Source organism: Dyella monticola (assembly GCF_003363155.1).
Lineage (GTDB): Bacteria > Pseudomonadota > Gammaproteobacteria > Xanthomonadales > Rhodanobacteraceae > Dyella_B > Dyella_B monticola.
In genome coordinates this window covers 170893-196792 of sequence record NZ_QRBE01000008.1, presented here as the reverse complement: position 1 = coordinate 196792, position 25900 = coordinate 170893, and the positions used below count along the sequence as shown (strand labels likewise).

At 60.4% G+C, this 25900-nt stretch carries 21 protein-coding genes and 1 pseudogene; 20 read left to right on the top strand and 2 right to left on the bottom strand.

Translation table 11 applies throughout. The features are described 5' to 3' along the window. Positions 1-44: 44 nt before the first annotated feature. Complete coding sequence (locus tag DWU98_RS14240; RefSeq protein ID WP_115496216.1) at positions 45-515, top strand: glycine zipper 2TM domain-containing protein; 471 nt, start codon at positions 45-47, stop codon at positions 513-515. A gap of 85 nt (positions 516-600) precedes the next feature. Here DWU98_RS14240 and DWU98_RS14235 read toward each other — a convergent pair whose 3' ends face one another. Then, complete coding sequence (locus DWU98_RS14235) at positions 601-1035, bottom strand: cell wall hydrolase (RefSeq protein ID WP_230474854.1); 435 nt, start codon at positions 1033-1035, stop codon at positions 601-603. Between the two features lie 441 nt (positions 1036-1476). Then, positions 1477-2277, bottom strand: coding sequence for a CAF17-like 4Fe-4S cluster assembly/insertion protein YgfZ (gene ygfZ / locus DWU98_RS14230; RefSeq protein WP_115496215.1), 801 nt, complete (start codon positions 2275-2277; stop codon positions 1477-1479). A 230-nt stretch (positions 2278-2507) separates the two neighbouring features. On the opposite strand from ygfZ, the pseudogene DWU98_RS14225 reads away from it, so the two are divergent. From DWU98_RS14225 to DWU98_RS14135, 19 genes and pseudogenes are all read left to right on the top strand, one after another. After that, positions 2508-2567, top strand: a pseudogene (locus tag DWU98_RS14225) (DUF1674 domain-containing protein); the annotation flags it as partial. A gap of 87 nt (positions 2568-2654) precedes the next feature. Then, positions 2655-3050: a succinate dehydrogenase, cytochrome b556 subunit gene (gene sdhC, locus DWU98_RS14220; protein WP_115496214.1), complete on the top strand. Its 396-nt coding sequence runs from the start codon at positions 2655-2657 to the stop codon at positions 3048-3050. Beyond that, positions 3047-3442: a succinate dehydrogenase, hydrophobic membrane anchor protein gene (sdhD, locus tag DWU98_RS14215; protein WP_115496213.1), complete on the top strand. Its 396-nt coding sequence runs from the start codon at positions 3047-3049 to the stop codon at positions 3440-3442. The genes sdhC and sdhD overlap by 4 nt, the downstream gene beginning before the upstream one ends. Before the next feature lie 5 nt (positions 3443-3447). Further along, the gene (gene sdhA / locus DWU98_RS14210; protein ID WP_115496212.1) at positions 3448-5235 is read left to right on the top strand and encodes a succinate dehydrogenase flavoprotein subunit; all 1788 of its coding nucleotides are present in this window, start codon (positions 3448-3450) and stop codon (positions 5233-5235) included. Between the two features lie 21 nt (positions 5236-5256). Next, positions 5257-6039, top strand: a complete 783-nt coding sequence (locus DWU98_RS14205; RefSeq protein ID WP_115496211.1) for a succinate dehydrogenase iron-sulfur subunit — start codon at positions 5257-5259, stop codon at positions 6037-6039. A gap of 154 nt (positions 6040-6193) precedes the next feature. Further along, positions 6194-6442 carry an FAD assembly factor SdhE gene (locus DWU98_RS14200; RefSeq protein ID WP_115496210.1) on the top strand — a complete coding sequence of 83 codons (249 nt, stop codon included), beginning with the start codon at positions 6194-6196 and terminating at the stop codon, positions 6440-6442. Next, positions 6414-6845, top strand: a complete 432-nt coding sequence (locus DWU98_RS14195; protein ID WP_115496209.1) for a protein YgfX — start codon at positions 6414-6416, stop codon at positions 6843-6845. The genes DWU98_RS14200 and DWU98_RS14195 overlap by 29 nt, the downstream gene beginning before the upstream one ends. 124 nt (positions 6846-6969) lie before the next feature. Next, positions 6970-8214 carry a lipoprotein-releasing ABC transporter permease subunit gene (locus DWU98_RS14190; RefSeq protein ID WP_115496208.1) on the top strand — a complete coding sequence of 415 codons (1245 nt, stop codon included), beginning with the start codon at positions 6970-6972 and terminating at the stop codon, positions 8212-8214. A gap of 4 nt (positions 8215-8218) precedes the next feature. Next, positions 8219-8914 (top strand): lipoprotein-releasing ABC transporter ATP-binding protein LolD, encoded by a 696-nt coding sequence (gene lolD, locus DWU98_RS14185; RefSeq protein WP_115496207.1) that lies wholly within the window; start codon positions 8219-8221, stop codon positions 8912-8914. A gap of 237 nt (positions 8915-9151) precedes the next feature. Then, positions 9152-11503 carry a DNA internalization-related competence protein ComEC/Rec2 gene (locus tag DWU98_RS14180; RefSeq protein ID WP_115496206.1) on the top strand — a complete coding sequence of 784 codons (2352 nt, stop codon included), beginning with the start codon at positions 9152-9154 and terminating at the stop codon, positions 11501-11503. Positions 11504-11635: 132 nt separating this feature from the next. Further along, positions 11636-12292 carry a MotA/TolQ/ExbB proton channel family protein gene (locus DWU98_RS14175; protein ID WP_115496205.1) on the top strand — a complete coding sequence of 219 codons (657 nt, stop codon included), beginning with the start codon at positions 11636-11638 and terminating at the stop codon, positions 12290-12292. Between the two features lie 3 nt (positions 12293-12295). Then, entirely contained in the window at positions 12296-12727 is a 432-nt protein-coding gene (locus DWU98_RS14170; protein ID WP_115496204.1) for an ExbD/TolR family protein, read from the top strand. Beyond that, positions 12724-14514 (top strand): lipid A export permease/ATP-binding protein MsbA, encoded by a 1791-nt coding sequence (msbA, locus tag DWU98_RS14165; protein WP_115496203.1) that lies wholly within the window; start codon positions 12724-12726, stop codon positions 14512-14514. Before DWU98_RS14170 ends, msbA begins: the two co-directional genes overlap by 4 nt. Then, complete coding sequence (lpxK, locus tag DWU98_RS14160) at positions 14514-15503, top strand: tetraacyldisaccharide 4'-kinase (RefSeq protein WP_115496202.1); 990 nt, start codon at positions 14514-14516, stop codon at positions 15501-15503. The genes msbA and lpxK overlap by 1 nt, the downstream gene beginning before the upstream one ends. A gap of 204 nt (positions 15504-15707) precedes the next feature. Next, positions 15708-16106, top strand: a complete 399-nt coding sequence (locus DWU98_RS14155; RefSeq protein WP_115496201.1) for a DUF6165 family protein — start codon at positions 15708-15710, stop codon at positions 16104-16106. A gap of 224 nt (positions 16107-16330) precedes the next feature. Beyond that, positions 16331-16798, top strand: a complete 468-nt coding sequence (locus tag DWU98_RS14150) for a POTRA domain-containing protein (protein ID WP_158545063.1) — start codon at positions 16331-16333, stop codon at positions 16796-16798. Between the two features lie 9 nt (positions 16799-16807). Continuing rightward, the gene (locus DWU98_RS14145) at positions 16808-17977 is read left to right on the top strand and encodes a ShlB/FhaC/HecB family hemolysin secretion/activation protein (RefSeq protein ID WP_115496199.1); all 1170 of its coding nucleotides are present in this window, start codon (positions 16808-16810) and stop codon (positions 17975-17977) included. Positions 17978-17991: 14 nt separating this feature from the next. Then, a complete protein-coding gene (locus DWU98_RS14140; RefSeq protein ID WP_147293329.1) occupies positions 17992-18675 on the top strand; it encodes a hypothetical protein in 684 nt (227 codons plus the stop codon). A 56-nt stretch (positions 18676-18731) separates the two neighbouring features. Further along, positions 18732-25900: hemagglutinin repeat-containing protein (locus DWU98_RS14135; RefSeq protein WP_115496197.1), on the top strand; the 7169-nt coding region annotated here is incomplete at its 3' end.

The window sequence follows — 25900 nt, the reverse complement described above, 5'->3', positions numbered from 1 at the left end:
AAGCGGCGTTCGCTTGCGCCAGGGCACAACTTAAGGAGGTCGTCGTGAAAAGCAAATCGGTGAAGTACGGTGCGGTGATGGCGTTGATGGTGGCGGTGGCGGCGCTGTCGGGTTGTCAAACCCAACCGACGACCTACCAGACCACCTACGCCTCTCGCGTCTGCCAAAGCTGTGGCGTGGTGCAGCAGGTTCAGCAGATCTATATCCAGCAGCAGGGCACCAACAATAGCGGCATCGGTACCGTGATCGGCGCGGTTGCGGGTGGCCTTTTGGGCAGCACCATCGGTCATGGTCGCGGTAATACGGCCGCTATCGTGGGTGGCGCGGTGGTGGGTGGCGTGGTGGGCAACAAGGTCGGTCAAGCAAATAGCCAGCCTGCCGGTACGGTGCCAGCGTGGCAGATCATTGTGCGCCTTGATAACGGTCAGTACGCCACGGTAACGCAGGTTCCCAATCCTGGCGTTCGCCCTGGCGATTATGTGGTGATCAGCAATAATCTGGTTTATCCGCGCTGATCATTTCAAGAAAATAGACGTCTAAACGTCTAAAGTAAAAGGCCCTCAAAGGAGGGCCTTTTTTGTGTCGCGATGGGCGCGAACATCAGTTGATGGAATAGAACTTGTGATCGCCAATTGTGATGGCATGCTGATTGCGCGACCATGTCGGCGAAATGGAAGCGGTGGCGAAATGGTCTGCATGCGGAACGAAAAAGCGGCGTTCGTCAGCAGGGAGGCCCCAGTTCTGGATCGACTTTCCGGCGATATCCCATGCTTTCTGGAATGCCGAAAGATTTTCGATGTCCTGGTTGGGCGATGTTGTGGTGAGCGCGAATTGATGCGGCGCCTTTACGACGTCGCATACGGTATCGCCCCACTGGCCGCGTTCGCGCCGGCGCATGGCGACTTCCGCCACGGCCAATTGGCCCACCGTCGACTGGCTACGTGCTTCCAGGTACACGGTGGTCGCCAGACAAGTCTGGTCTGCGAGCGGTTGGGGCAGTACGGACATCAGCCACAACAACATGGAAAGTTTCATATCTGCCTCCAGCGTGCTGTACGTCCGTGCACACATACGTGCTTGAACGCCGTTGCGATGGACGGGCGGGCAGGCCGTTCCATCTGGATCTATCGCTCGCGTCGAAACTTTTGGCGCAAGCAATGTTTTACCGCAATAACGCGGCGGGGATCGATCGACAGGTCCGATGTCGACCGGGGAAGCTTTGGCAATTACGCTGCGTGCAATGAGGCACCTGATGCAGCGTGTTCGCGCATACGGCGAGTTGTCACCGGCGACTTTCTTGCCGGGTCGCGCCGATCCGGACCCTTCCGGTTCGTCGCGTATGTAGGCACCCTGTGGGCAGGTGGATGCCAAAAAAGTTTGGCGGAATCTAGTGGGGCGCGGCAGTGTTTGCAAGTGCCTGGCGGCCCCGATTCATATTCCGCTTATGAGCATTGCATGGCATGCATGATGTAAATGTCAATCAGGCCAATCAGTTAGCAAGTGCATCGTAATCTTCTCATCGCTAATGATTTCCGTATGTTGCGCGATGTTATTCGCATCTTCATCGCTTATGACAGCAAGTGCTTCTACGCGTTCATCATGTGTGATGACATTGAGCAACTGCACAAACTTGCGACCTTCGTGATGCAGAAGTGAACCATCTTCAAGCGCTTTTGACAGAACGACGTGATGCAAATGTCGTTTGTTGCCGCCGCGATAGTGCAGGCGCGCAACGATCTCTTGTCCTGGATAGCAGCCTTTATCGATTGTCACCGCACCAAGCCGATGCAGCGATAAAGCCGGTGCAAGCATTTCATTCAAGCTCGCATTGGGAAGCCAAGGCCATCCTGCGCGCAGCTGTTGAAGTCGCCACGTTTCATCATTGTCGACATGCGCGCCAAAGAGCATCGCATGCGTTCCACAACCGAGACGAACGACATCATCATGCACATCGACGTAATGCATTGGCATCGCTTCGCCGCCGGCAAGTGATCCTTCTACGGTCGTGAGTTTGACGCGCGAGCGAAACACAAAGCGCCGCAATGCGTCGATGAAATCCGTTGCGTTGCCACCACGCAAGATCACCATCAAGCGCTCATCGCCTATGCGCGCAAGATGAAGCACATTGCGCACGCGCCCCTGCGCGTCCAGCCAGCTGCTGAATTGCCATTGACCGTTCGCGAGCGCCGTGACCTGGCTGGCGAACTGGCTATGTGCGAACGCCACGGCGTCCGGGCCTTCGATAAGAACCGCTTGGGTGATGTGAGAGGTAGGCATGCGCGCAGGAGTGGGGGCGGGAGGGGCGCGGTGCAAGCCTCCCCCATGCCTGCAACGCCTGCTGCCTGGCGTCAACTGGTTGTGCCGCTATGCCGCAAGTATTACGCTTTTGACGATACCAACATGCCCGACACGTCCTCCCAACCCGCAACGCCGAACGAACCCGCCAAGAAAGAGCGGGGCTCGACGCCCGTTTCCCCCTACCAGGCAAGGAACAGAGCGAGCAGCCGGCACCGGACCCTACGCGCTACGGCGACTGGGAAAAGAACGGGCGCTGCATCGATTTCTGATCCGTTGCGTCGTTGCGCTGCGGTGTGGCGATGGAGCGGGGAACAAGCAGGTGCGGGTATCAGCGATTCCACCCCAGGATAGCCGACATGGCACAGACCCAACGACCGCTTTCACCGCATCTACAGATATATAAGTGGCAAGTGCAGATGGTGACCTCCATCCTGCATCGTGCGACGGGCATCGCCCTGGCCGTAGGCACCTTGATCGTCGTCTGGGGGCTCGTTGCCCTGGCTGCGGGCGAGGACGCATTCAATCAGTTCAAGGTCTGCGCGGGCAGCCCCATCGGGATCATCCTGCTGATCGGCTGGACCTGGTCGTTCTTCTTTCACCTGTGCAACGGCGTGCGCCATCTGGTGCAGGATGCCGGCGCGGGCTACACGATCGTGCAATTCGTGCGTTCGAGCTGGGCATCGGTGATCGTCAGCCTGCTGCTCACGCTTATCGTTTGGGGTTATGTGCTTTCCGCCGGAGGTGCTGCATGAGTGCGAACGCGAAAGATCTGCGGCATCCGCTGAAGCGGGCGCGCGGCCTGGGCGCTGCACAGTACGGCGTGGGGCACTGGTGGACACAGCGCACCACCGCCGTCGCGCTGGTCCTCCTGGGTATCTGGTTCGTAGTTCTGGTGCTTGGCCTGCTGCACGGCGACTACGCCACGGCGCGCGCTGCGGTGGCCAGGCCATGGAACGCAGTGCTGCTGGTCGCATTGCTGATCAGCATGTTCTGGCATGCGGTGCTCGGTTTGCAGGTGGTCATTGAAGATTACGTCCATACCCGCTGGAAGGAGCTCACCCTTCTGGTGGTCATCAAGTTTATCGCCGTGCTGTGCGTGCTGGCCGGCACGCTGGCGGTGCTGCGCATCGCACTGGGAGCCTGAGGTCGATGGAAGCTTACAAAGTTCAGCAGCACAACTATGACGTGATCGTGGTAGGTGCCGGCGGCGCCGGGCTGCGTGCCACGTTCGGCCTGGCCGAGAAAGGGCTCAAGGCCGCGTGCATCACCAAAGTATTTCCCACGCGTTCGCACACCGTGGCGGCGCAAGGCGGTATCGCCGCCGCGCTCGGCAACATGGGCGAGGACGACTGGCGTTTCCATTTCTACGACACCATCAAGGGGTCGGACTGGCTGGGTGATCAGGACGCGATCGAGTACATGTGCCGCGAGGCGATTCCCTCGATTCTGGAACTCGAACACTATGGCGTGCCGTTCTCGCGCACCGATGACGGTCGTATCTATCAGCGCCCGTTCGGCGGCATGACCACGCACTACGGAAAGGGCACCGCGCAGCGCACGTGCGCCGCGGCCGACCGTACCGGTCACGCGATTTTGCACACGCTGTACCAGCAGGCGCTGGCGCATGACGCTACTTTCTTTATCGAATACTTCGCCATCGACCTGATCTTCGATGAAGAAGGCGTATGCCGTGGCGTCCTGGCGCTCGACATGAACGAGGGTACGCTGCATTTCTTCCGTGGCCATGCCGTGGTGCTGGCGACTGGTGGTTATGGCCGCGCCTATTTCAGCGCCACCTCCGCGCACACCTGCACAGGTGATGGTGGCGGCATGGTGTTGCGTGCCGGCCTTGCCTTGCAGGACATGGAATTTGTGCAGTTCCATCCCACCGGCATCTATGGCGCCGGTTGCCTGATCACCGAGGGCGTGCGTGGCGAAGGGGGTTATCTCACCAATTCCAAGGGCGAGCGTTTCATGGAACGCTATGCGCCCAGCGCGAAGGATCTTGCATCGCGCGACGTGGTCAGCCGCGCGATGACGGTAGAAATCCGCGAAGGCCGCGGCGTGGGCGAGCATCATGATCATGTTCATCTGAACCTGATGCACCTGGGTCCTGAGGTGATTCACGAGCGCCTGCCGGGCATCGCCGAATCGGCGCGTATTTTCGCCGGCGTGGACGTCACCAAGGAACCGATTCCGGTGCTGCCCACCGTGCACTACAACATGGGCGGCATTCCTACCAATTACCATGGTGAAGTCGTACAGAAGAAGGGCGATGACGTTGATGCCGTCGTACCGGGGTTGTTCGCCATCGGCGAGGCCGCGTGCGTATCGGTGCATGGTGCCAATCGTCTGGGTTCGAACTCGCTTCTCGATCTGGTGGTGTTCGGTCGCGCCGTGTCGCATCGTTGCGCCGAGATCATCAAGCCGGGTGCCGCGCACAAGGATCTGCCTGCCAGCGTGCTGGACAAGGCGTTGGGTCGTTTCGACGGCCTGCGTAATGCCAATGGCGACATGCCGACCGCCAAGATTCGCCTGAACATGCAGCGCACCATGCAGGAAGATGCGGCCGTATTCCGCACGGGCGAAACACTCAAGGAAGGGTCCAGGAAGATTTCCGACGTGCACGATTCCTTCAAGAACGTGCGCGTGAGCGATCGCTCGATGGTGTGGAATTCCGATCTCATCGAGACGCTGGAATTGTCCAACCTGCTGGATCAGGCCGTCGCCACCATGCACTCGGCCGAGCAGCGCCCTGAAAGCCGTGGCGCGCATGCCCGTGAAGATTTCCCCGATCGCGACGACCACAACTGGATGAAACACACCCTGGTGAAGGTCGACGAAAGCGGCAAAACCAGTTTTGATTTCCGTCCGGTGCATATGTACACCTTGACCGGCGAAGTCGAGGTGGTTCCGCCGAAGAAGCGCGTTTACTAAGAACCGACTGGAGAGGCAATCGTGGCCGAGTTCACGCTACCGAAGAATTCCAAGATCCAGCCGGGCAAGCACTATCCGGCGAAGGACGCGAAGAAACCCCGTACGTTCCGCGTTTATCGCTGGTCGCCGGACGATGGACAGAACCCGCGCATCGACACCTATGAGGTCGATATGGCCGCGTGTGGTCCGATGGTTCTGGACGCGTTGCTGAAGATCAAGAACGAGATCGATCCCACCCTCACGCTGCGCCGTTCCTGCCGCGAAGGCATCTGCGGTTCCTGCGCGATGAACATCGACGGCACCAACACGCTGGCCTGCACCAAGGCCATCACCGAATGTGCCTCGGGCGACGTAAAGATCTACCCGCTGCCGCACATGCCGGTGGTGAAGGATCTGGTGCCGGATCTCACGCACTTCTATGCGCAGTTCGCGTCGATCCGCCCATGGCTGCGCACGCAGAGTGCGGCCCCCGATCGCGAACGCCTGCAATCGCCGGAAGATCGCAAGAAGCTCGATGGTTTGTACGAGTGCATCCTCTGCGCATGCTGCTCCACGAGCTGCCCGAGCTACTGGTGGAACGGCGATCGTTACCTGGGCCCGGCGATCCTGTTGCAGGCGTATCGCTGGATCGTCGATTCGCGCGACGAAGACACCGGTGCGCGTCTGGATGATCTGGAAGACCCGTTCAAGCTCTACCGCTGCCACACCATCATGAACTGCGCACGCACCTGCCCGAAGGGTTTGAACCCGGCGAAGGCAATCGCGGAGATCAAGAAGCTGCTGGTGGAACGTCGGTCGGCCTGACGCTCGTCATTCCGGCGCAGGCCTCCAGTCAAATAAACCGTGCGAAGCCACGCAATCCCAGGTTGAGCGCTTCGCACTGCATGTTCTACGGGATCCCGGCCTGCGCCGGGATGACGGCAAGGCAAGACCGGTCCCCGCGTGGTTTTCGAGGCCTATGGACGAAGCGCAACTCAAACGCCTCCGCTGGCGCACCCGCCGTGGCACACGCGAACTGGATGCCCTGTTCGGCGGTTGGCTGGAAACCTCGTTCCTCACCGCGGACGCAGCCATGCAACAAGCGTTCGACGAACTGCTCGACGCCCAAGACCCGGACCTCTGGGACTGGGTGATGGGTCACGCTAAACCGCCGCGCGCCGACTGGCAGGCCATCATCGATGACATCCGCGCCCGCCATCGGCTTTGAATACCGGCCTTCGCGCTGGGTGCCGCGACTGTTTGTCCTCATCACTGCAGCGGCTGTGGCAGCGGTCACTCTTTCCGGTATGCCTGCGATTGCACGCGCGATAGTGGCTCTGGCGGCCATAGCCGCCTGTGCCCACGCCGTGCGCCGGCTACGGTTGCCGATCTACGCGGTAGGATGGGCGAGCCAGAGCGGCTGGACGCTGCGCGGCCTGGACGGTGCGGATGAAGCGGCCACGCTCACCGCGTCCCGCGTGATGCGCCAGATGGTGCTGCTTCGCCTTGCCAGCGGGCGCTACGGCAGGTTGACGCTGTGGCTGCTACCGGACAACAGCGATGCGGACATCCGCCGGCGCCTGCGCATGCGGCTGGCGGTTCTGGCGAATGCCACGGAAAACGACCGCTGACCTCGTGCCGAAAGGATAGGGTGCCCGCTCGCCATTGCCCCTGCGCCTCAGTTCGGGCACTCTGCGCGCGCGGTGCGGTCTGAGGTTTCAGGCCTCCCGCCCATATCCCACCAGCGAAGCCCCCATGTTCCGACCGCTCGAGCTTTTCATCGGCCTGCGCTACGTCCGCGCCAAGCGGCGCAATCAGTTCATTTCCTTCATTTCCACGGTGTCCATCGTATGCATCACCATCAGCGTGATGGCGTTGATCACCGTGATGTCGGTCATGAACGGCTTCGACTACCAGCTCCGTTCACGCATCCTGGGCGCGATTTCCGATGCCACGGTGTCCGGCCTGCCGGGCGAGACGGTGCAGAACTGGCAATACGCCATGCAGCAGGTAAAGGCCAACCCGCATGTGAAAGGGGCGGCGCCTTATGTCGAGATCCAATCGTTCCTGCAGGCGCAACACTCCAGTGGCGCGTTGGTGCGTGGCATCGATACAACGCAAGAGCCGAACGTTTCGGACATCAACAAGCACATGATCCAGGGGTCGTTCGATTCGCTCACGCCTGGCAGCTGGAACATCATTCTCGGCAGAGATCTGGCACTGCAGCTCGGCGTGAATGTCGGTGACAAAGTCACCATGGTGGTGCCGGAATGGCACGCGTCGCCATGGGGTGCCATTCCGACCATCCGCGGTTTCCGTGTCAGCGGCATTTTCGAGATGGGCATGGAGGAGTTCGACTCCGGCCTTGGCCTGATCAACATCGGCGATGCGGAAAAGCTCAAGAGCATCAACGGCCCGACCGGCATTCGCCTGAAGCTGGATGATCTTTACAACGCGCGCACCGTGGCAGGCCAGTTGTCCGATACGTTGGGCCAGATATACGGGTTGACGACCTGGATGGACAGTCACGCCAATTTCTTCTCCGCCATTTCCATGGAGAAGCATGTGATGTTCATCATCTTGTCGTTGATCATTCTGGTGGCGGTGATCAATCTGATTTCTATGTTGATGATGCTCGTGACCGACAAACAGGCCGATATCGCCATCCTGCGTACGCTCGGTTCCACGCCGCGCAGCATCATGGGCATGTTCATGGTGCAGGGCGTGCTGGTGGGTTTTGTCGGTATCGGCTTTGGCGTGGGGCTTGGTTCGCTGCTGTCGTGGCAGCTACCCACGATTGCCAAGTGGATCGAGCACATCACCGGCATCACCTTCCTGTCGCCGGATGTCTATTACATCAGCGAAGTGCCTAGCAGGCTTGAATTGCACGACGTGATCTGGGTGGCGTTGATCACCTTCCTGTTCTCCCTGCTTGCGACCCTCTATCCCGCATGGCGCGCCTCGCGCACGCAACCGGCACAGGCGCTGCGCTATGAATAAGCCGATGAACCACGCTTCCAACGATATCGTGCTGCGCGCCAGTCACGTCGCCAAAACCTATGCGGAAGGCGATCTGAACACGACGGTGCTCACCGACGTGAATTTCACGCTCAAGCGCGGCGAAACGCTGGCGATCGTCGGTGCCTCCGGCACCGGCAAGAGCACGCTGCTGCACCTCATTGGTGGCCTCGACACGTTGAGCGGCGGCGAAGTGGAAGTGGAAGGCCGCACCCTTTCCAAGCTGTCCGATGCCGAACGCGGACGCGTGCGCAATCGCTCGCTGGGTTTCATCTACCAGTTCCATCATCTATTGCCGGAATTCACGGCGCTGGAAAATGTGTGTATGCCGCTGCTGATTCGCGGGGTTGGCATCTCTGAAGCGCAGAAACAGTCCGCGACGCTACTGGAGCGTGTGGGGCTGAGTCAGCGCCTGGCGCACAAGCCGTCCGAGCTTTCCGGCGGCGAACGCCAGCGTTGCGCAGTGGCGCGTGCGTTGGTGACGCGCCCTTCCTGTGTGCTGGGCGATGAGCCTACGGGCAATCTTGACGAAGACAACGCCTCACAGGTCTATGCACTGATGCTTGAATTGAATCGCGAGATCGGCACCAGTTTCATCCTCGTCACGCACGACAGCAGGCTGGCGAAACGCATGGATCGCACACTGGAATTGCATAACGGGGAATTGCGCGAGAAGGTTTGATCTTAGGCTTTCATCATTCCGACGCCGCACCCATCATGTCGTTCACCCGTTAGCGAGAATCCATCGTGTCTTTCCAGAGACGATCGTAGATTCCCGCTGACGCGGGAGTGACGGCCTTCAAAGGTGTCCAGCGGATACGTGCTGGTCAAAGCACGATTCGCGAGCTCGGCTTTGCCGCACCCCGATCCGCTCCTGCGCCTTACAGCTGCGCGCTTTTACCTGCGCTAGCTTTCCCTCATGACGGTCGGGGAATTACGGCAAGCGCGAACATGGTCCAGCACCATCCCGGTGGCACTCGCCTTGTTGATTGGCGTATCCGTGGTGCAATGGCTACCGAAGCTGCCGCCGCATGGGGTGTTGGTAATACTCGCTGCGTGCGCATGCGCGCTTGCGTGGCGCGTCCCATGTACGCGTTGGTTAGTCGTGCTGATATTTGGTTTCGCATGGGCTGCATGGCGAGGCAGTGCAGCCATGGATGCACGCCTGCCCAAAGCATGGGAAGGGGAGGATTTCCAAGCCATCGGCCATGTCGTGGGCTTGGCGCAAATCAAGGCCGGCACGACCAGTGTGCAGTTCCGGATCGAGCACGTCGCACGGGATGGGCAGGCGCTGCCGTGGCAAGGTCTGGCGCGCATCAGTTGGTACGATAAACCCACGTCGGAGCCCGAACCTTGCTCGCGCTGGCACGTGCTGCTGCGCTTACGCAGGCCGCGCGGAACGGTCGATCCAGGTGGCGCCGATGGCGAGCGCAGCGCACTTGCACGCGGCATCTCTGCGGTGGGCTATGTGCGTGACGACGCCTCCAACACGCGATTGAGCACGTCGGCGTGGTGCCTGGATCGATGGCGTGGATCACTTGCCGAGGGCATCCAGGCACGCGTGCATGATCCCCATGATGCCGCCTTGCTGCGCGCTTTTACGGTGGGGGATACACGCGGGCTGGATGCGCAAGACTGGGATGTCGCGCGTGCCAATGGCATTTCGCATCTGATCGCTATCTCCGGGTTCCACGTTGGTGTGGCGGCGATCTTCGGCGTCTGGCTATGTTATGGCCTGTATGCGTTGTGGCCTTCGCTGGCGCTACGCTGTCCACGTGGACAGGCGCAAGCCCTCGCCGCGTTAAGTTGCGCGTTCATTTATGCAGGGCTTGCTGGCTTCGGCATGCCCACGGTGCGCACCGTCCTGATGATTGCGGCGATGGCGCTGGCGCGATGCCTGCGTCGGACGGCGGGTTCTGGCCATATCCTGGCGATCGCACTCATCGCCATGCTGCTTGTCGATCCGCTAGCTGTGCTGGAAGCGGGCTTCTGGCTGTCATTTATCGGCGTCGCTTTCCTGATTTTATGCATGGACGCCAAAGGGCGGGGGATTCGCGCTTTCCTGCATGAGCTCACGGTTGGACAAATCGTGATGACGATTTCGCTGTTGCCGTTGACGCTGTGGTTTTTCGGTGAGGCATCGCTGGTGGGTGCGTTTTCCAACCTGGTTGCCGTGCCGTTCGTGAGCTTCGTGATCGTGCCATGCGCGTTGTTCGGCATGTTGTTGTTGATCGTTTGTCCGCCGCTGGCCACGCCACCCCTGCGCGTGGCCGAATGGTTGACTCACGCGCAATGGTGGTTGCTGGAGCAAACCGCCGCATGGCCAGGTACGCACTGGTTCTTGCCGACCGTGAAACCGTGGGCGCTCGTGTTGGCCATGCTGGGTGCCGTATGGCTGTTCATGCCGCGTGGCGTGCCATTGCGTGTGCTCGGGGCCTTGCTGTTTCTGCCATTGTCATGGCCGGTGCGTCAGCCGCCGGATATCGGTGCTTTCCAGGCGTGGATACTGGACGTGGGGCAGGGGCTGTCCGTGATCGTGCGCACACACGACCACGTCCTGGTTTACGACGCCGGGGCGCGCTATCCGTCGGACTACGATCTGGGATCGGCCGTGGTGGTGCCTTCACTGCACGCGCTCGGCATGGACCGATTGGATGTGCTGATGATCAGCCACGCTGACAACGATCACGCCGGTGGCGCGCCCGTCGTGGCCGCCGCCTTCCCCGCGGCGCGCCGCTACGCAGGCGAACCTGCGCGCATGCCTAGTCCGATGAAACAATTTCCGATGGAACAATGCGTGGCTGGCCAGCACTGGAACTGGGATGGCGTGAACTTCCGCGTGCTCAGTCCTTCTGCGGGCGCGCAGGACGCAACGGCCAATGATCATTCATGCGTTCTGCTGGTTGAAGGTCGAGCCGGGCGTCTCTTGCTTACTGGCGATATCGGCATGGATACCGAACCACGTGTCGCCATGGCAGTGGGACCGGGGCCACGCCCGGTGCTGCAGGTGCCTCATCACGGCAGCAATGGCTCGTCCGGCACCGGCTTCATCGCGGCGGTCGAACCTGAACTGGCGATTGTTTCGGCCGGATGGCGAAACCGTTTCGGGCATCCACGGCCGGAAGTCATGGCGCGCTACGCCGCAGCGCGCGTGCCGGTGTTCAACACGGCGGTGGCGGGTGCCGTTCAGATTGATTTTCCCGCGACTGCGCCTGCCTACGTGGCGGCGCGTTGGCGCGTGCTGGCGCGGCGCTACTGGCGGGAAGAGTAGCGTCATACCCGGCCTGGGCCGGGCATTCAACTGCCACCGGCCGCACGGTATGCCGCGGCGACGCTGCTATGATGGAAGCTTCCGCAGACGGCAGTGCCGGGAGTTTTTGTGGGTGATTTAGGTCAGATTTTGATGGCAGGCGGCTGGGCGATGGCGCCCATCCTGATCTGCTCGGCGGTGGCGTTGGCGATCGTGCTGGAGCGGTGCTGGACTTTGCGCCGCAGCTCGGTGCTGCCGCCCGGACTCTCACAGGAAGTGCGCGAATGGGCGCGTTCGGATCAACTGGACCCGGCACATCTGGAAAAACTGTCCACCGGCTCGCCGTTGGGCGAATTGCTGGCCGCCGCACTGGCGGTACGGCACCACTCGCGCGATCTCATCAAGGAGCGCATCGAGGACACCGGCCGACACGTCGTGCATCGCATGGAGCGTTATCTCAACACGCTCGGCACCATCGCGTTGATTGGGCCGCTGCTGGGCCTGTTCGGCACGGTGATCGGCCTGATTCGCATGTTCATGCAGGTGATGGTGGGAGGCATGGCTGACCCCACCAAGATGGCCGGCGGCATCGGCGAGGCGCTCATCTGTACTGCCGCCGGTTTGACCGTGGCAATTCCCGCGTACGTGTTGCACCGCTATTTCCGCTCCAAAGTGGCCGGCTATTGCGTGGACATGGAAAAGCAGGCCACCTTGCTGCTGGACGACCTCACGCTTTCCGCAGCCGCACCCACGCCGGCGCCGCGGGCACGTCGTACTTCGGTCGCGGCGAGCGACAAGGCGCCGGTCTAAACCATGCGTATCGGTAACGACCGTCGGGGCGACGATTTTGAGATCAACGTCGTTTCGTTGATTGATGTGCTGCTGACTTTGCTGATGTTCTTCGTGCTCACCACCACGTTCGTGCAGCACTCGCGCCTGAAAGTGAATCTGCCGCAGGCCAGCGCGGAGGATCGCGACATGCAACCGCCCGCGATCACCATCATGGTGGACCGCGATGGGCATTTCTACGTTGGCAGCGATGAAATCCCAGGTGGCAGTGTGGATGCGCTCAAGCAGGCGATTTCCCGCGTGGCTGGCGATGATCGCAATCAGACCGTCACGATTCGCGCCGACGCCATGACAGCGCACCAGAACGTGGTCACGGCCATGGACGCACTGGGTCAGCTGGGCTTCACGCATCTGTCCATCGCCACGACGCCGACGCAGTCGGAAGCGGGCCAATGAGCGAGGGGAAAAAGAAGGTCGCGTTGTGGGACGCGGAAAGCCGGCGCGTCTACAAGCGGCTGCTGACTTATTCGGCGCGTTATTGGCCGATACTTCTGATTTCCGTTGTCGGCTTCATGGTGGATGCGGGCGGCATTGCGCTCTTTACCAAGAAATTGCAGCCGATCATGGATGACCTTCTTACCAAGAAGGATCAATACCTCATTTTCTGGATGCCGATCTGGATTGTCGCGATCTTCCTGGTTCGCGGCATCGCGATCTTCGTGAGCAATTATGGCATGGGCTACATTGGTCGCAATGTGGTGCAGACCATGCAGCGCGATGTGTTCGACTCTTACCTGCGCTTGCCGGTGACATACTTTGGCAATGAGCATTCGGGCCATCAGGTTTCGCGCATCACCTATACCAGTGAGCAGATTGCAGGTGCTTCTACCGATGCACTGAAAGTCATGGTGACCGAAGGGTTCACGGTCCTGTTCATGTTTGTTGTCATGCTGCAGGAAAGCGTTTATCTGTCGACTGCGCTGCTCGTGATGGTGCCAGCCATCGTGTTGATCACCACTGCGGTCAGTCGCCGCTACCGTGTCATCAGTCGCCGCATCCAGGGGATGATGGGTTCGGTGACGGGCACAGTGGAAGAGATGCTGCAGGCGCATCGCGAAGTACGCATTTACGCTGGCCAGAAGCAGGCATCCGAACGGTTCAAGGATGTGTCCGGACGCGCGCGCTATCTCAATCTCAAGATTGTGGCGACGAGTGCGATTTCTGGCTCGACCGTCCAGTCGGTTGCGTCATTTTCGCTGGCAGGAATGGTGTTTCTGGCATCGCGGCCCTCGGTGATCGACAGCATCTCGCCGGGTGTATTCATTTCTGTGATCGGCGCCATGGGCGGCATGTTGTCCTCGCTCAAGCGCCTGTCGAATGTTCAATCGACCATCCAGACCGGTATCTCGGCGGCGGAGAACCTGTTCGCCATCATCGACATGCCACCGGAAGTGGACCACGGCACCAAGGCGCTGACGCGCACGCGTGGCGATCTGCGTTTTGAAGACGTGCGCCTGATTTATCCGCGTGGCCAATTCCAGGCGTTGTCGGGCGTGGATCTGCATTGCGCGCCAGGCACGGTGACCGCGCTGGTCGGGCGCTCCGGCAGCGGCAAAAGCAGTCTGGTCAGTTTGCTGCCGCGCTTCAACGAACCTTCCAGCGGACGCGTCCTGCTCGATGGCGAGGATTACGAAACCTACACCCTGGCCTCGCTGCGCCAGCAGATCGCCTGGGTGGGGCAGCATGTGGTGCTGTTCGACGGCACCGTGGCCGAAAATATCGCTTATGGCGAACTCGCCGGCGCGAGCGAAGGCGACATCATTGCCGCGGCTGAGGCCGCCAACGCGATGGAATTCATCGTCAAGCTGTCCAGCGGCATTCATAGCCCGATCGGCGAGGGCGGCAACATGCTTTCCGGTGGTCAGCGCCAACGCATCGCCATCGCGCGCGCGATCCTCAAGAACGCGCCGATTCTTGTGCTCGATGAAGCAACCAGCGCGCTTGATACCGAATCCGAGCGCCTGATTCAGCAGGCTCTGCAACGCTTGATGCGCGATCGCACGACCTTGGTGATTGCGCATCGTCTTTCCACTATCGAGCACGCCGATCAGATCGCTGTGCTGGATCAAGGCAAGATCGTCGAGCGCGGTACACACGCAGAGCTGATCGCGATGGGCGGTCACTACGCGGCACTGCACCGCATGCAGTTCAACGAGCGCCCTGCCGCCGTCGTCGCCGACTGATGAGCTTGGAAGCAACCCTCCACGCAGGCTGGTACGGCCAAAGCCGGTTGCCATGGTGGTGCTATCCGTTGGCTGCACTGTATGGGGTGGTGGTCGCCATTCGCCGCACGCTGTACCGCCTGGGTTGGCTGCGTGCCGTGCGTCTTCCTTGTCCTGTCGTGGTCGTGGGCAATATCACCGCGGGGGGCACGGGGAAAACACCGCTGACATTGGCGGTGGTGGAGGCCTTGCGGGAACGCGGCTTTCGTCCTGGTGTGGTAAGTCGTGGCTATGGCGGCAGTCAACGCCAGCCGACCTTGCTCGGCGACGCACCGAACCCTGCCGAAGTGGGCGACGAACCTTGCTTGATGCGTGGTCGAGGCGTTCCGGTGGCGATCGGCCGTGATCGCCCCGCGGCGGCACAACTGTTGCTCGATGGCGGATGCGATGTTGTCGTCGCAGACGATGGATTGCAACACTATCGTCTCGCCCGCGATATCGAAATCTGCGTGATCGACGGCGAGCGCCGTTTCGGTAACGCACGATTGCTTCCCGCCGGACCTTTGCGCGAGCCGCTTGGGCGACTGAAACAGGTGGGTTTTCGCGTTTGCAACGGTGCCGCCGCGCAGGCGGGCGAAGTGCCGATGCGGCTGCACGGCGATCACGCGCGCGCGCTGGCGGATGGGCACGAACGTTCCATCGCAAGCTTTTCCGGCATGCGCGTGCATGCGGTGGCGGCGATCGGTCATCCGCAGCGTTTCTTTTCCGATCTTGCGATGCAGGGCATCGAGGTGATCCCGCACCCGTTTCCCGATCATCATGCTTTTACGCGGGACGATCTGGCCTATGGCGACGACTTGCCCGTGTTGATGACTGAAAAAGACGCAGTAAAGTGCCGCGCGTTCGCGCAGCCTTACTGGTGGAGCGTGCCGGTAAAGGCGCAATTGCCGGCGGACTTTTATGCGGCGCTTTTTGCTCGAATGCAAAGGCTGCCCAGTGCGCTGAGTTAGGACGCTCCCATCGCCCGGCGAAAGCCGGGCCTGGCGACGTGTTGTCCGCCTAATGCCACCGAGCCCCGGGGTTACTCGTTTCCCAAAACAGGGCCATCTATGGCCCTGTTTTGGGTGTGTCAGGGCGACGCGTCCGTAAGCAAGCAGTATGATAAGCGGCGTTTTTGCGACAGATTGTCGACCCTTTCCATACGAGGTTTTTTCATGAGCCTGATCCAGGTACCCGTCTCCTTCGGGGAGCTGATCGACAAGATCACCATCCTCGAGATCAAGGCGCAGCGGATTTCCGACGCCACCAAGCGCGCCAACGTGCACAACGAACTCAACCTGCTCAACGCCACGTGGGCCAACCATCATGCATCGCAAACCGACATCAGCAAAGAGCGCGCGCATCTACTGGCCGTGAACGAAGCGCTCTGGGATATCGAAGACCGTATCCGCATCAAGGAAAAGGAACAGGCGTTTGACGCGGAGTTCATCGAACTGGCGCGTTCGGTGTATTTTAAGAACGACGACCGTGCGGCGGTGAAGCGCGACATCAACCTCAAGCTGGGCTCGCAACTGGTTGAAGAAAAGTCGTATCAGGATTATCGGGCAAAGTAAGAGTTTTCCGACGCATTTTACGAATCGGCTGTAGACGGATTCGCTGGAAGTTCGTAGGTTTTGACTAAATTTCGTCGTATCCGCGTGTAAGTGCGGCCTTTCTCATTAGCCTCAGCGGTTCACCGAAAGTCGCCCGCTGAAGTATGGAAACCACACACATCGCAAAGGATGGCGAACGATGTCGCCTGACATTCCCTTGGTCACCTCATCTGGCGTTGGCATGCATGATGCTGTCGCCTGCGTCTTGGTCGCAGGACAGGCTGCTCACGCTCGATGAGCAGCAACAGCGCCAAAGGACTCAGCAGCAAGCACAAGACCGTGCAACGCGTGAGCGGGCTCCGGATGTTCGCCTGCATGGCCAGGCCGCCACTGATTTCCGCACGACGGAATTACCCGTCGAGACACCCTGTTTTGAGCTCAAGCAGATCCGGCTGGTAGGTGAACGCAGCGAAGCGTTCGGTTTTGTGCGGCGCTACCTCAATCACTACGTCGGCCGCTGCGTGGGCCATGAAGGCATTAGTCTGATCATGCGGCGCGCGGGTGATCTGATCCTGGATCACGGCTACGTCACCACGCGTGTCGGCCTCGGCGAACAGAACCTTTCGCAGGGCAAGCTGAAAATTACGCTAGTGCCCGGCGCAATTCATGCCATCCGCATGGCTGACGCAACGTCTTGGGGTGATTGGCAATGAACACTGCCGATGCGCCCTGGTGACCTGCTCAATCTGCGCGACATCGAGCAGGGTTTGGAGCAAATCAAGCGCGTGCCCTCCCAGGACGCGAACATAGACATCGCGCCAGCCGATATTCCCGGTCAGTCCGATCTGGTCATTACCGTCAAGCGCGTCAAGCCGTGGCGTGTGGTGGCCACGCTGGATGATTCCGGGGCGCCCGCCACGGGCCTGTACCAAGCGGGTATCAATGTCGGCATCGACAATCCGCTGAAAGCCAATGACCTTTTGTCGCTGGGCGTTACGCGTGAAGTGTTCAATGGCAACGATCTGGGCACGCAGGGCTACAGCGTCAACTATTCCATTCCACGCAGAAAGTGGCTGTTCACGGCGGTCGCGTACGGCAGTCGCTATCACCAGTCGGTGCAAGGCTTCGCGCAGACCTTTGTGAGCCGCGGCACGTCCCGGTCGCTCGATCTGGCTGCGCAGCGCTTGTTGTATCGCAATCGCGACAGCAAAACGACCGCCGAAATGCATGTCGGAAGACGCTGGGCTCACAGTTATATCGAAGACGTGGAACTGGATTCGCAGCGGCGTGACGAAACCACCGTGGAAGCGGCCCTTGCACACCGGCATTACCTTGGCGGCGCGCAGCTCGATCTGCGTCTGGCCGAGCGCTTGGGCGTGCGCTGGTTTGGCGGTCAGCACGATGCCGTCGATCGCACACCCGACGATCCAACGTTCGATTATCACCTGTCCACGCTGGACGCTTCGCTGAGTTTGCCATTCAAAGTGGCGAACCAACTCGTGCAATGGGTCAGTGAGTTCCACGGCCAATACACCAACAATCGGCTCTACGCCGATGCATTCATTACCGTCGGCGGTCGCTACACCGTGCATGGTTTCGACGGTGATCAAACCCTGGCCGGCGAACGCGGTTGGTATTGGCGAAACAGCTTCACCATGCCAGTCAGCGGTTGGCCATTGGCTTGGTATGTCGGCGCCGATATAGGCCGCATCAGTGGGCCAAGTGCGGCGTACCTCCCCGGCAATACCGCGCTGGCCGGTGGTTTTTTTGGCCTACGTGGCAGCTATCGAAACCTGAGTTGGGATGCCTTCGTCGGCAAGGCCGTGCACGGCGGCACGGTATTGCCGAACGACCGTCCAGCAAGCGGTTTTCAGCTCGTTTATTCCTATTGATTCAGGACCACATCATGCAATCCAAATTCCTAACGATGATGACGCTCGTAACGCTATTGGCAGGCTGTACGACACAACCGGTCGGGGTGAGCGTTGATCAGGCTGCCAAGTTCCGCGAGCAGGGCATTGTGGTAGGCGATGTCAAGGGTGCATCGTCCGTCGCTTTGAAAACAAAAGGGCAGGCCGTCACCGGCATGGTGTTGGCAAGTGTTGCGTCTTCGATTGTCGCCTCGAATCCTTCATCGATATCGCCGCAGGGGATGCAAGAGGCGCAGCAAGCAGGGGATTCTGCAGGCCGCGTGGTGCAGAGCGCGGTGTCAGATATAGGTCACAACGTGCAACAGGCGCAAACACCGGCTTATGCCATGGCGACGTCCATCACCCATTCGTTGAACGACGCGGGCATACATGCTGCGGCGGCCGCTTACCACATCGACATCAAGCAGGATGTCTGGATGCTCAGCTATGACAGCTTGTTTGGCTCAGACAACTACCGTTTGCATTGGCAGTTAAGTACGAGCGTACTCGACGGCACCAACAAGGTGGTGTCTACGTCCGTGTGCCAGGGCGATGGCGACACCAAGCAAGCCTTGGACGCCTGGAAGGCCGATGACTATGCCGCCGTAAAGAACGCCGTGAATGAGGTCGGGGAGCGCTGCGCCAAACAGTTTCTTGGCGATATGGGTTTGCACGGATAAGCAATTTATTCCATCTACATCTCATCGGTTTGCTGCGTAACTATCAAGGACAGATTATGGTCGGCCTTTCTGCTGTTGCACGGATTTCTTCACCTTCTTTTTCGCACCGCGCATTGAGCGCAGCAGTGCTATCGGCGCTGCTTGGTGTGCCGATGTTCGTCGCCGCCCAGGTAGTGCCCGATCCGAACGCAGGTGCGCACCGTCCCGGCATCGACACCGCCGCCAATGGCGTGCCGGTGGTGAACATCACTGCCCCGTCGGTAGCGGGTGTGTCGCGCAACCAGTATCAGCAGTTCAACGTCGACACACGGGGCTTGATCCTCAACAACAGCGCTGGCGTATCACAGACGCAGCTGGCCGGTTACATCGTCGGCAACTCCAACTATCAGGCGGGCCAGTCGGCCAAAGTGATCGTCAACGAAGTCACTTCCACGAATCCAACGTACCTGCGCGGCTATACCGAGGTGACGGGGAACGCCGCCGATGTCGTGATCAGCAATCCCAATGGGATCAGCGTTGATGGTGGCGGCTTCATCAACACCCCCCGAGCGACCCTGACCACGGGCGCGCCGATATTTGGCGGAGATGGGTCACTGAGTGCCTTTCATGTAACGGGTGGCACCATCAGCGTCGATGGCAATGGCTTGAATGCATCCAACATCGATCGCCTGGATCTGATTGCACGAAGCCTTGGCGTCAATGGCGGTGTGTGGGCCAATCGTCTCAATGCCGTTACCGGCGCTAATCAGGTCGACTACAACGGGCTTTCCGCGCATGCGATCGCGGGTGATGGCGCCTCTCCGAGCGTAAGCCTGGACGTGGCGGCACTGGGCGGCATGTATGCCAACAAGATCATGCTGGTGGGCACCGAAGCCGGCCTAGGCGTGCGCAATGCGGGCACACTTGCCTCGCAAAGTGGCGATTTCACCATCAACCAGGCCGGCCAGCTGCAGTTGACGGGTACGACTTCGGCCGCCGGTAACCTGACTATCAGCAGCAACAGTGTCAGCAACAGTGGCGCGCTGCAGTCGACGGGCAGTATGACGGTGCAGTCCAGTGGCGATATCGCCAACAATGGCACGATTTACAGTGCCGGTGATCTCACCTTCAATGCAGGTGGGACACTCAACAACGGTAATGTCCTCGCTGCGGCAAATAACGCTACATTGACCGCGCAGCGACTTGCATCACTGGGTACGCTGGGTGCCGGTGTGGCGGGTGATGGTTCGCTGCAGGGTAGCGGTACACTCACCATCAGCGCATTAGCGACCTTGGCTGCTAACGGCCGCAACCTTGCCGCGGGCGGCATCACCCTGCAGGGCGGCGTGTTGGATCTGTCCAATGCGCAGACACAGTCCGGTGGTGACATCACCCTCAGCGCCGTGGGTGATCTCAATCATAGCAATGCGACGCTCGCAGCATCAGGTGCTTTAACTGTGCGCGCTGCGGGGATGGTGAACAACAGCCAAGGCGTAATGCAGGCGGGTCAAATCGATGTGCAAAGCGCTACCTGGCTCAACGCTTACGGCAGCGTAATGCAAACCGGCAACGGCCTCATGAGTGTGCAGGTCGCCGGCATGCTGGATAACACGCACGGCGTGTGGACTGCCACTGCGCAGGATATGTCGCTACAAGCCGGCGCCATCGACAGTACGGCCGGTGCCATCCAGCACGCTGGCACGGGTAGCCTCAGCATCACCAGCGGTTCGTTGATCAATGCGCACGGCCAAATCGTTGGCAATGGCCAGCTCGCGCTCCATAGCGCCACAACGAACAACAACAGCGGAACACTCAGCGTGGCCGGCAGCGTCACACTGACCGGCAGCGATTTCAGCAATGACGGGGGTACGATCATCGCCGATGCCCTGCAAGCGACCTTCGCCGGCACGCTGAGCAACCTGAGTGGCTTGCTACAAGCCAACAGCGCGCGTGTCGCTGCCAGTGTGTTGAATAACGGTAACGGCCAGATCAAGGCGCTGCACAGCAATCTCGATATTGCCGTCGCGCAAGCTTTGAACAATGATGCGAGTGGCTTCCTTGGAAGTAACCAAGCCGTCAACCTTGATGCGGGCACGCTGAGCAATGCCGGCCAAATCTACGCCGGTACGGATTTGGCACTCACCACACAGGGCGATGCCATCAACCAGGGGGCACTGCAGGCGCAGGGCAGCGTGAACGCGCAGTTCGGCGGCACACTGACCAACGACAAGGGTACGCTGGAGGCCGGTACGGGCCAGGGCGATGCGTCGCTAACGCTCAATGCTGCGGCCGTGAGCAATCAAGGTGGACGCATCGCCAACATCGATAGCGGAACGACATCCCTCACCAGCAACACGATAAACAACAGCAACGGCACGTTAGGTGGTCAAGGCGATGTCACGCTCACCATCGCGCAGATTAGCAACAACGCGGGCACCATTGTTTCCGGGCACAGCCTCACCCTGCAAAGCGGTTACCTCGCCAACCAAGTGGGTACGCTGTACAGCGCGAACGATCTCAACTGGCATAACACCGCGGCCACGATCGACAACACCGACGGCTCGATTGGTGCGGGTGGCGATATCGCGCTTACCCTGGGCGCCGTGCACAACAATGGAGGTAATGTCGCCTCCAATGGCAATGTCACCTCGCAGTTCGATACCTTCGATGGCATCGGTCGTCTGCGCGCCGGCAACAATTTAAGCCTCACACTTGCCAGTGATTACACCCACCAAGCCGGCAATACACTGTTTGCCAATGGGGATTTCATCTTTAACGTAGGCGGCGCGTTCATCAACGCCAGCGGCGCCACGCTGAAAAGTGCGGGCGCGCTCACGTTGAACGCAGCCAGCCTGGACAACCGCGCGGGCGCAAGCATCAACAGCGACACCACCATCATTAATGCGGCCACACAAACCAACGAAGGCCGTATCGAAGGCAATACGGTGGTGTTGAACGGTGGTGACATCACCAATACCGGCACCGTGATCGGCAACGACATAACAGTCAACGCCGCCAACCTTACCAATGGCGCCGATCTGGGCGACATCACAGATAACAATCCGTACCAAACCGCGCTGATCGCCGCGGTGAATCGTCTCAATCTGTATGTCACCGGCAACGTGGTCAATCGGGATGCGATGCTTTACACGCTGGGCGATCTGACCATAGCCGCCGATGCCAACGGTACGCGCAGCAACTGGATACTCAATCTTTCCGGCGATATCGAAGCCGGTGGCGATGTCACCATCGCTGCTAGCCAGTTCACCAATCGGCGACGTGTGTTCGAAACCTCGGTCTACAACCTCAGTGCTGCCGAACAAGCGCGGAACACGTATACCTACACGCTTGCACGTTACCTGTGGAACGGCGGTAGCAGTAACAACACCATCGCGCCGCCCACAGACGCCGACCCCAGCCAAATCATCGATAGCAGCGAGTTTGCCGATGCCACAGCCTTCTGCAATAACCTCAACAACACGACGGACAATCAGCGTTGCGCCGGTTATCCGTTTGGATCAGGCTCGCCCAACACCTTCCAGGGTATGTACACCGCCACACTCACATCGATCACGCAGATCGCAGCCACTAGCGCGGAAAGCCGTCTTTTGGCCGGTGGCAACATCACCCTCAACGGCTCGGTGCTTAACGACACCTCCACCATGGCCGCCGGCAACAACCTGATCATCAATGGTCAGGACGGTAACAACGGCGGCGGTAACGTTGGCAACGAGACGGTGCAAAACATTGCCTGGGTGCCCACAGGCACCGTTGTCACCACTATCGGCGAACAATCGGCCACACAGCGATTGATAGACAACCCGCGCGGATGGGTTGACGGTCCGTGGATGCAATATGGCACCCAGACCCTTACCGACACACTCGCGCTCGGCGCCGGCCAGATCCCGAGCTGGGTCACCTTTGCCGCCGATGCGCCGGTCTCTGCCTTCATGAGCGCCGGCAATGCCGTGGACATCAGTGGGCAAACCATCGATAACACCGTAGTCGGCAGTGATGGCAAACCGGTCACGGGCGTGGGTTTGGGCAACAACGCCAGCGGTGCGGCGCTTACCGGCAAAGCCGCCCCGGGTGCGCAAATCGTCGGTACGCCGCTGCAACCTTATCCCATACAACTACCCAGCAACGGTCTCTACAGCATTCACCCTGGCAGCGGCGGTCCATACCTGGTGGAAACCGATCCGCGCTTCGCCAGCTACACCGGCTTCCTCGGCAGTGATTATTTGCTCGATCGCTTAGGTCTTGACGGCGACGCTACCCTCAAGCGCCTCGGCGATGCCTTTTACGAAACCCAATTGGTGATGGATCAAATCACCGGTCTCACCGGCCGTCGTTACCTCGACGGTGCCACCGACGCGCTCGACCAATACAAAGCGCTGATGGACGCCGGCGTGCAAGAAGCCGAGCAGTTCAACCTCGCCGTCGGCGTAGCACTCACGCCTGAACAAATGGCGAGCCTCACCCAAGACATGGTGTGGCTCGTCAACGAAACCGTCGACGGCGAACACGTGCTGGTGCCGGTGGTGTACCTCAGCCAACAAACCGCCAATAGCGTGGCGAGTGGCGCAGTCATACAGGGCACGACCGTTGGCCTCAACGCCAGCGGTCAACTCACCAACACCGGCACCCTTCGATCGAGCCAAAACACCAGCCTTACCGCGAACAATCTGCTCAATGCCGGCACACTCACCGCCGGTGGGGATGTGAGCGTAACGGCTGCGCAAGACCTGCTTAACGTCGGCAGCATCCAAGGCGGCAATGTGGTACTCGTCGCCGGCAATAATCTCACCAGCAGCGCCACCACCGGCAACGTGTCGCTGGGCACCGTCAACCTCAGCGGCCTCAATGCGCCGCAGCTTGGCACACCGTCCGGCGGCCAGCTCACCGCCACCGGCACGCTGATAGCCCAAGCAGGTAACACCCTCACGCTCGATCACGCCGCTGTCACCGCCGGCAACAACCTTGGCCTCGCCGCCGGCAATGACGTGAACGCCACTGCCAGCACGCTCAATGCCGGCAACAATGCGCAGCTGATCGCCGGCCACGACATCAACCTCAACGCCGCGACCCACACGCAACGCAGCGGCACGCAGATGAACGGTGAGGCCAGCACCACGCATCTCGTCACCACGGTCAATGCTGGCGACAGCGCCGTCCTCATGGCCGGCAACGACCTCACCAGCCAAGGTGCGCAACTCCAAGCCCGCAACCAACTGGCCCTCAGCGCCGGTCACGACGTCGTGCTCACCGCTGTCACCGACAGCACCGCCAAAACCACCGAAACGGTGAGCGGGCACACCATCACCGGCACCGGCCGCTACGATGAAACGCTGCGCGGCACGAGCGTCGATGCCGCCAACGGCGTGGGCATCACCGCCGGCCACGACCTCACCAGCGTTGCTGGCACCCTCACCAGCACCAACGGCGAGGTCGTCCTCGTCGCCGGCAACAACATCAACCTTGTAGCCGGTGAAGAAACCCACAGCAGCTTCCAGAACACGGTGACATCCCAAGGTAACCTGCTCAGCCACAGCAAAACCACCACGCAAGATTCCAGCAGCGACACCTACGCCGTCGGCACAACCCTTGGCGGCAACAACGTCAGTCTGGTGGCCGGTAATGATCTCAATGCCCAAGCCGCCTACCTCAACGCCAACGACGCGCTGACCCTGGCCGCCGGCCGCGACATCACCCTCACCGACGCGCAAGACACCCACACCGAAACCCACGCCATCGAAACCAGCAGCTTCAACTTCTTCAGCACCAGCAGCAAACGCTTCGGCTCCGTCGACCCGGAATGGCGCAGCAACGCAAGCAGCATGCAAATCAGCCAAAGCACCAGTGCCGGCAGCGTATTGAGTGGCGACAGCGTCACCGTCGCCGCGGGTAACAACCTCACCGCCACTAATGCGCAAATCGTCGCCACGAATGAGGTGATCCTCGCCGCCGGCAACGACCTCACACTCAACGCCGGTCAAAACACCTACGACTACAACCAAGCCAACAGCACCCGCCACACCGGTCTGATGAACAACGGCGGCTTGAGCGTGCTCATCGGTAACCGCACGCAAAACCAAGGCACCACCGTGCACGAAACCCGCTACAGCGGCAGCACCGTAGGCAGTTTGAACGGCAGCGTCACCCTCAACGCCGGCAACAACGTGCACATCACCGGCAGTGATGTGATCAGCAACACCGCCACCACGATCATCGGCAAGAACGTCACTATCGATGCGGCGGTGGGCAGTACCGATATCAAGCAGACGCAGAAGATGAGTCAGGGTGGCATCAACGTCGGCATCGGCGGTACGGTGGCCAACGTCGCCAATAGCGTTTACTACAGCGTGCAACGTGGAAGCCAAGTCCAGGACAGCCGGTTACAGGCCCTGTATGCGGCGCAAGCCGCGCAGACCTTGTTCTCACCCGGCGCCGGCCAAGGCATGAACCTCGGCCCCGGACAGACAGGCGCCGATGCCATCGCCAATGCCGCCCAAGGCAAAGCGAACATCGACCTCAAGCTCGGCATCGGCGGCAGCAGTGCTAGTAGCACCACCACCAGTCACGACGACATCACCTACGGCAGTCGTATCCGCAGCAACGGCAACGTCACCATCGCGGCCACCGGCGGTGACGTGAACATCATTGGCAGCCAAATCAACGGCGACAACGTGGCGCTAGCCGCCGCCAACAACCTCAACCTCCTCAGCCAATCGGAAAACCACACCCTGCAAAGCGACAACCAAAACGTCAGCGCAGGCGTCGGCGTACTGATCGGCAGCAGCGGCTTCGGCATCTACGCCCAAGCCGCCGGTGGCGAAGGCAGCGCACACGGCAACGGCATCACCCATACCGACAGCACCGTCGACGCCAGCGGTACGTTGACCCTCATCAGCGGCAACGACACCACCATCAAGGGCGCGCAGCTCACCGGCAATCAAGTCATCGCCGCCATCGGCAACAACCTACTCATCCAAAGCGAACAAGACACCGACGACTACGCCAGCAAGCAGTTCCAAGGCAGTGGCCAAGTGGTGATCGGCATCGGTGGCGGCGGCGGAGGTGGCCTCAACCTCAGCCAAACGAAGGTCAACAGTCACTACGCCAGCGTGACCGACGTCAGCGGCATCGGTGCGGGCAGTGGCGGTTTCGACATCACTGTGGGCGGCAACACCCATCTCATCGGTGGCGTGATCGCCAGTAGTGCCGATCCCAGCCGAAACGTGCTCAA

What these genes read in the sequence shown, in the direction of transcription:
- DWU98_RS14175 (WP_115496205.1), top strand. Translation starts at nt 11,636, where the DNA reads ATGGCAGGCGGCTGGGCGATGGCGCCCATCCTGATCTGCTCGGCGGTG.
- DWU98_RS14200 (WP_115496210.1), top strand. Translation starts at nt 6,194, where the DNA reads ATGGACGAAGCGCAACTCAAACGCCTCCGCTGGCGCACCCGCCGTGGC.
- lpxK (WP_115496202.1), top strand. Translation starts at nt 14,514, where the DNA reads ATGAGCTTGGAAGCAACCCTCCACGCAGGCTGGTACGGCCAAAGCCGG.
- ygfZ (WP_115496215.1), bottom strand. Translation starts at nt 2,277, where the DNA reads ATGCCTACCTCTCACATCACCCAAGCGGTTCTTATCGAAGGCCCGGAC.
- DWU98_RS14190 (WP_115496208.1), top strand. Translation starts at nt 6,970, where the DNA reads ATGTTCCGACCGCTCGAGCTTTTCATCGGCCTGCGCTACGTCCGCGCC.
- DWU98_RS14155 (WP_115496201.1), top strand. Translation starts at nt 15,708, where the DNA reads ATGAGCCTGATCCAGGTACCCGTCTCCTTCGGGGAGCTGATCGACAAG.
- DWU98_RS14170 (WP_115496204.1), top strand. Translation starts at nt 12,296, where the DNA reads ATGCGTATCGGTAACGACCGTCGGGGCGACGATTTTGAGATCAACGTC.
- sdhC (WP_115496214.1), top strand. Translation starts at nt 2,655, where the DNA reads ATGGCACAGACCCAACGACCGCTTTCACCGCATCTACAGATATATAAG.
- DWU98_RS14140 (WP_147293329.1), top strand. Translation starts at nt 17,992, where the DNA reads ATGCAATCCAAATTCCTAACGATGATGACGCTCGTAACGCTATTGGCA.
- DWU98_RS14195 (WP_115496209.1), top strand. Translation starts at nt 6,414, where the DNA reads ATGACATCCGCGCCCGCCATCGGCTTTGAATACCGGCCTTCGCGCTGG.
- DWU98_RS14145 (WP_115496199.1), top strand. Translation starts at nt 16,808, where the DNA reads ATGCGCCCTGGTGACCTGCTCAATCTGCGCGACATCGAGCAGGGTTTG.
- DWU98_RS14235 (WP_230474854.1), bottom strand. Translation starts at nt 1,035, where the DNA reads ATGAAACTTTCCATGTTGTTGTGGCTGATGTCCGTACTGCCCCAACCG.
- sdhD (WP_115496213.1), top strand. Translation starts at nt 3,047, where the DNA reads ATGAGTGCGAACGCGAAAGATCTGCGGCATCCGCTGAAGCGGGCGCGC.
- lolD (WP_115496207.1), top strand. Translation starts at nt 8,219, where the DNA reads ATGAACCACGCTTCCAACGATATCGTGCTGCGCGCCAGTCACGTCGCC.
- DWU98_RS14180 (WP_115496206.1), top strand. Translation starts at nt 9,152, where the DNA reads ATGACGGTCGGGGAATTACGGCAAGCGCGAACATGGTCCAGCACCATC.
- msbA (WP_115496203.1), top strand. Translation starts at nt 12,724, where the DNA reads ATGAGCGAGGGGAAAAAGAAGGTCGCGTTGTGGGACGCGGAAAGCCGG.
- DWU98_RS14150 (WP_158545063.1), top strand. Translation starts at nt 16,331, where the DNA reads ATGATGCTGTCGCCTGCGTCTTGGTCGCAGGACAGGCTGCTCACGCTC.
- sdhA (WP_115496212.1), top strand. Translation starts at nt 3,448, where the DNA reads ATGGAAGCTTACAAAGTTCAGCAGCACAACTATGACGTGATCGTGGTA.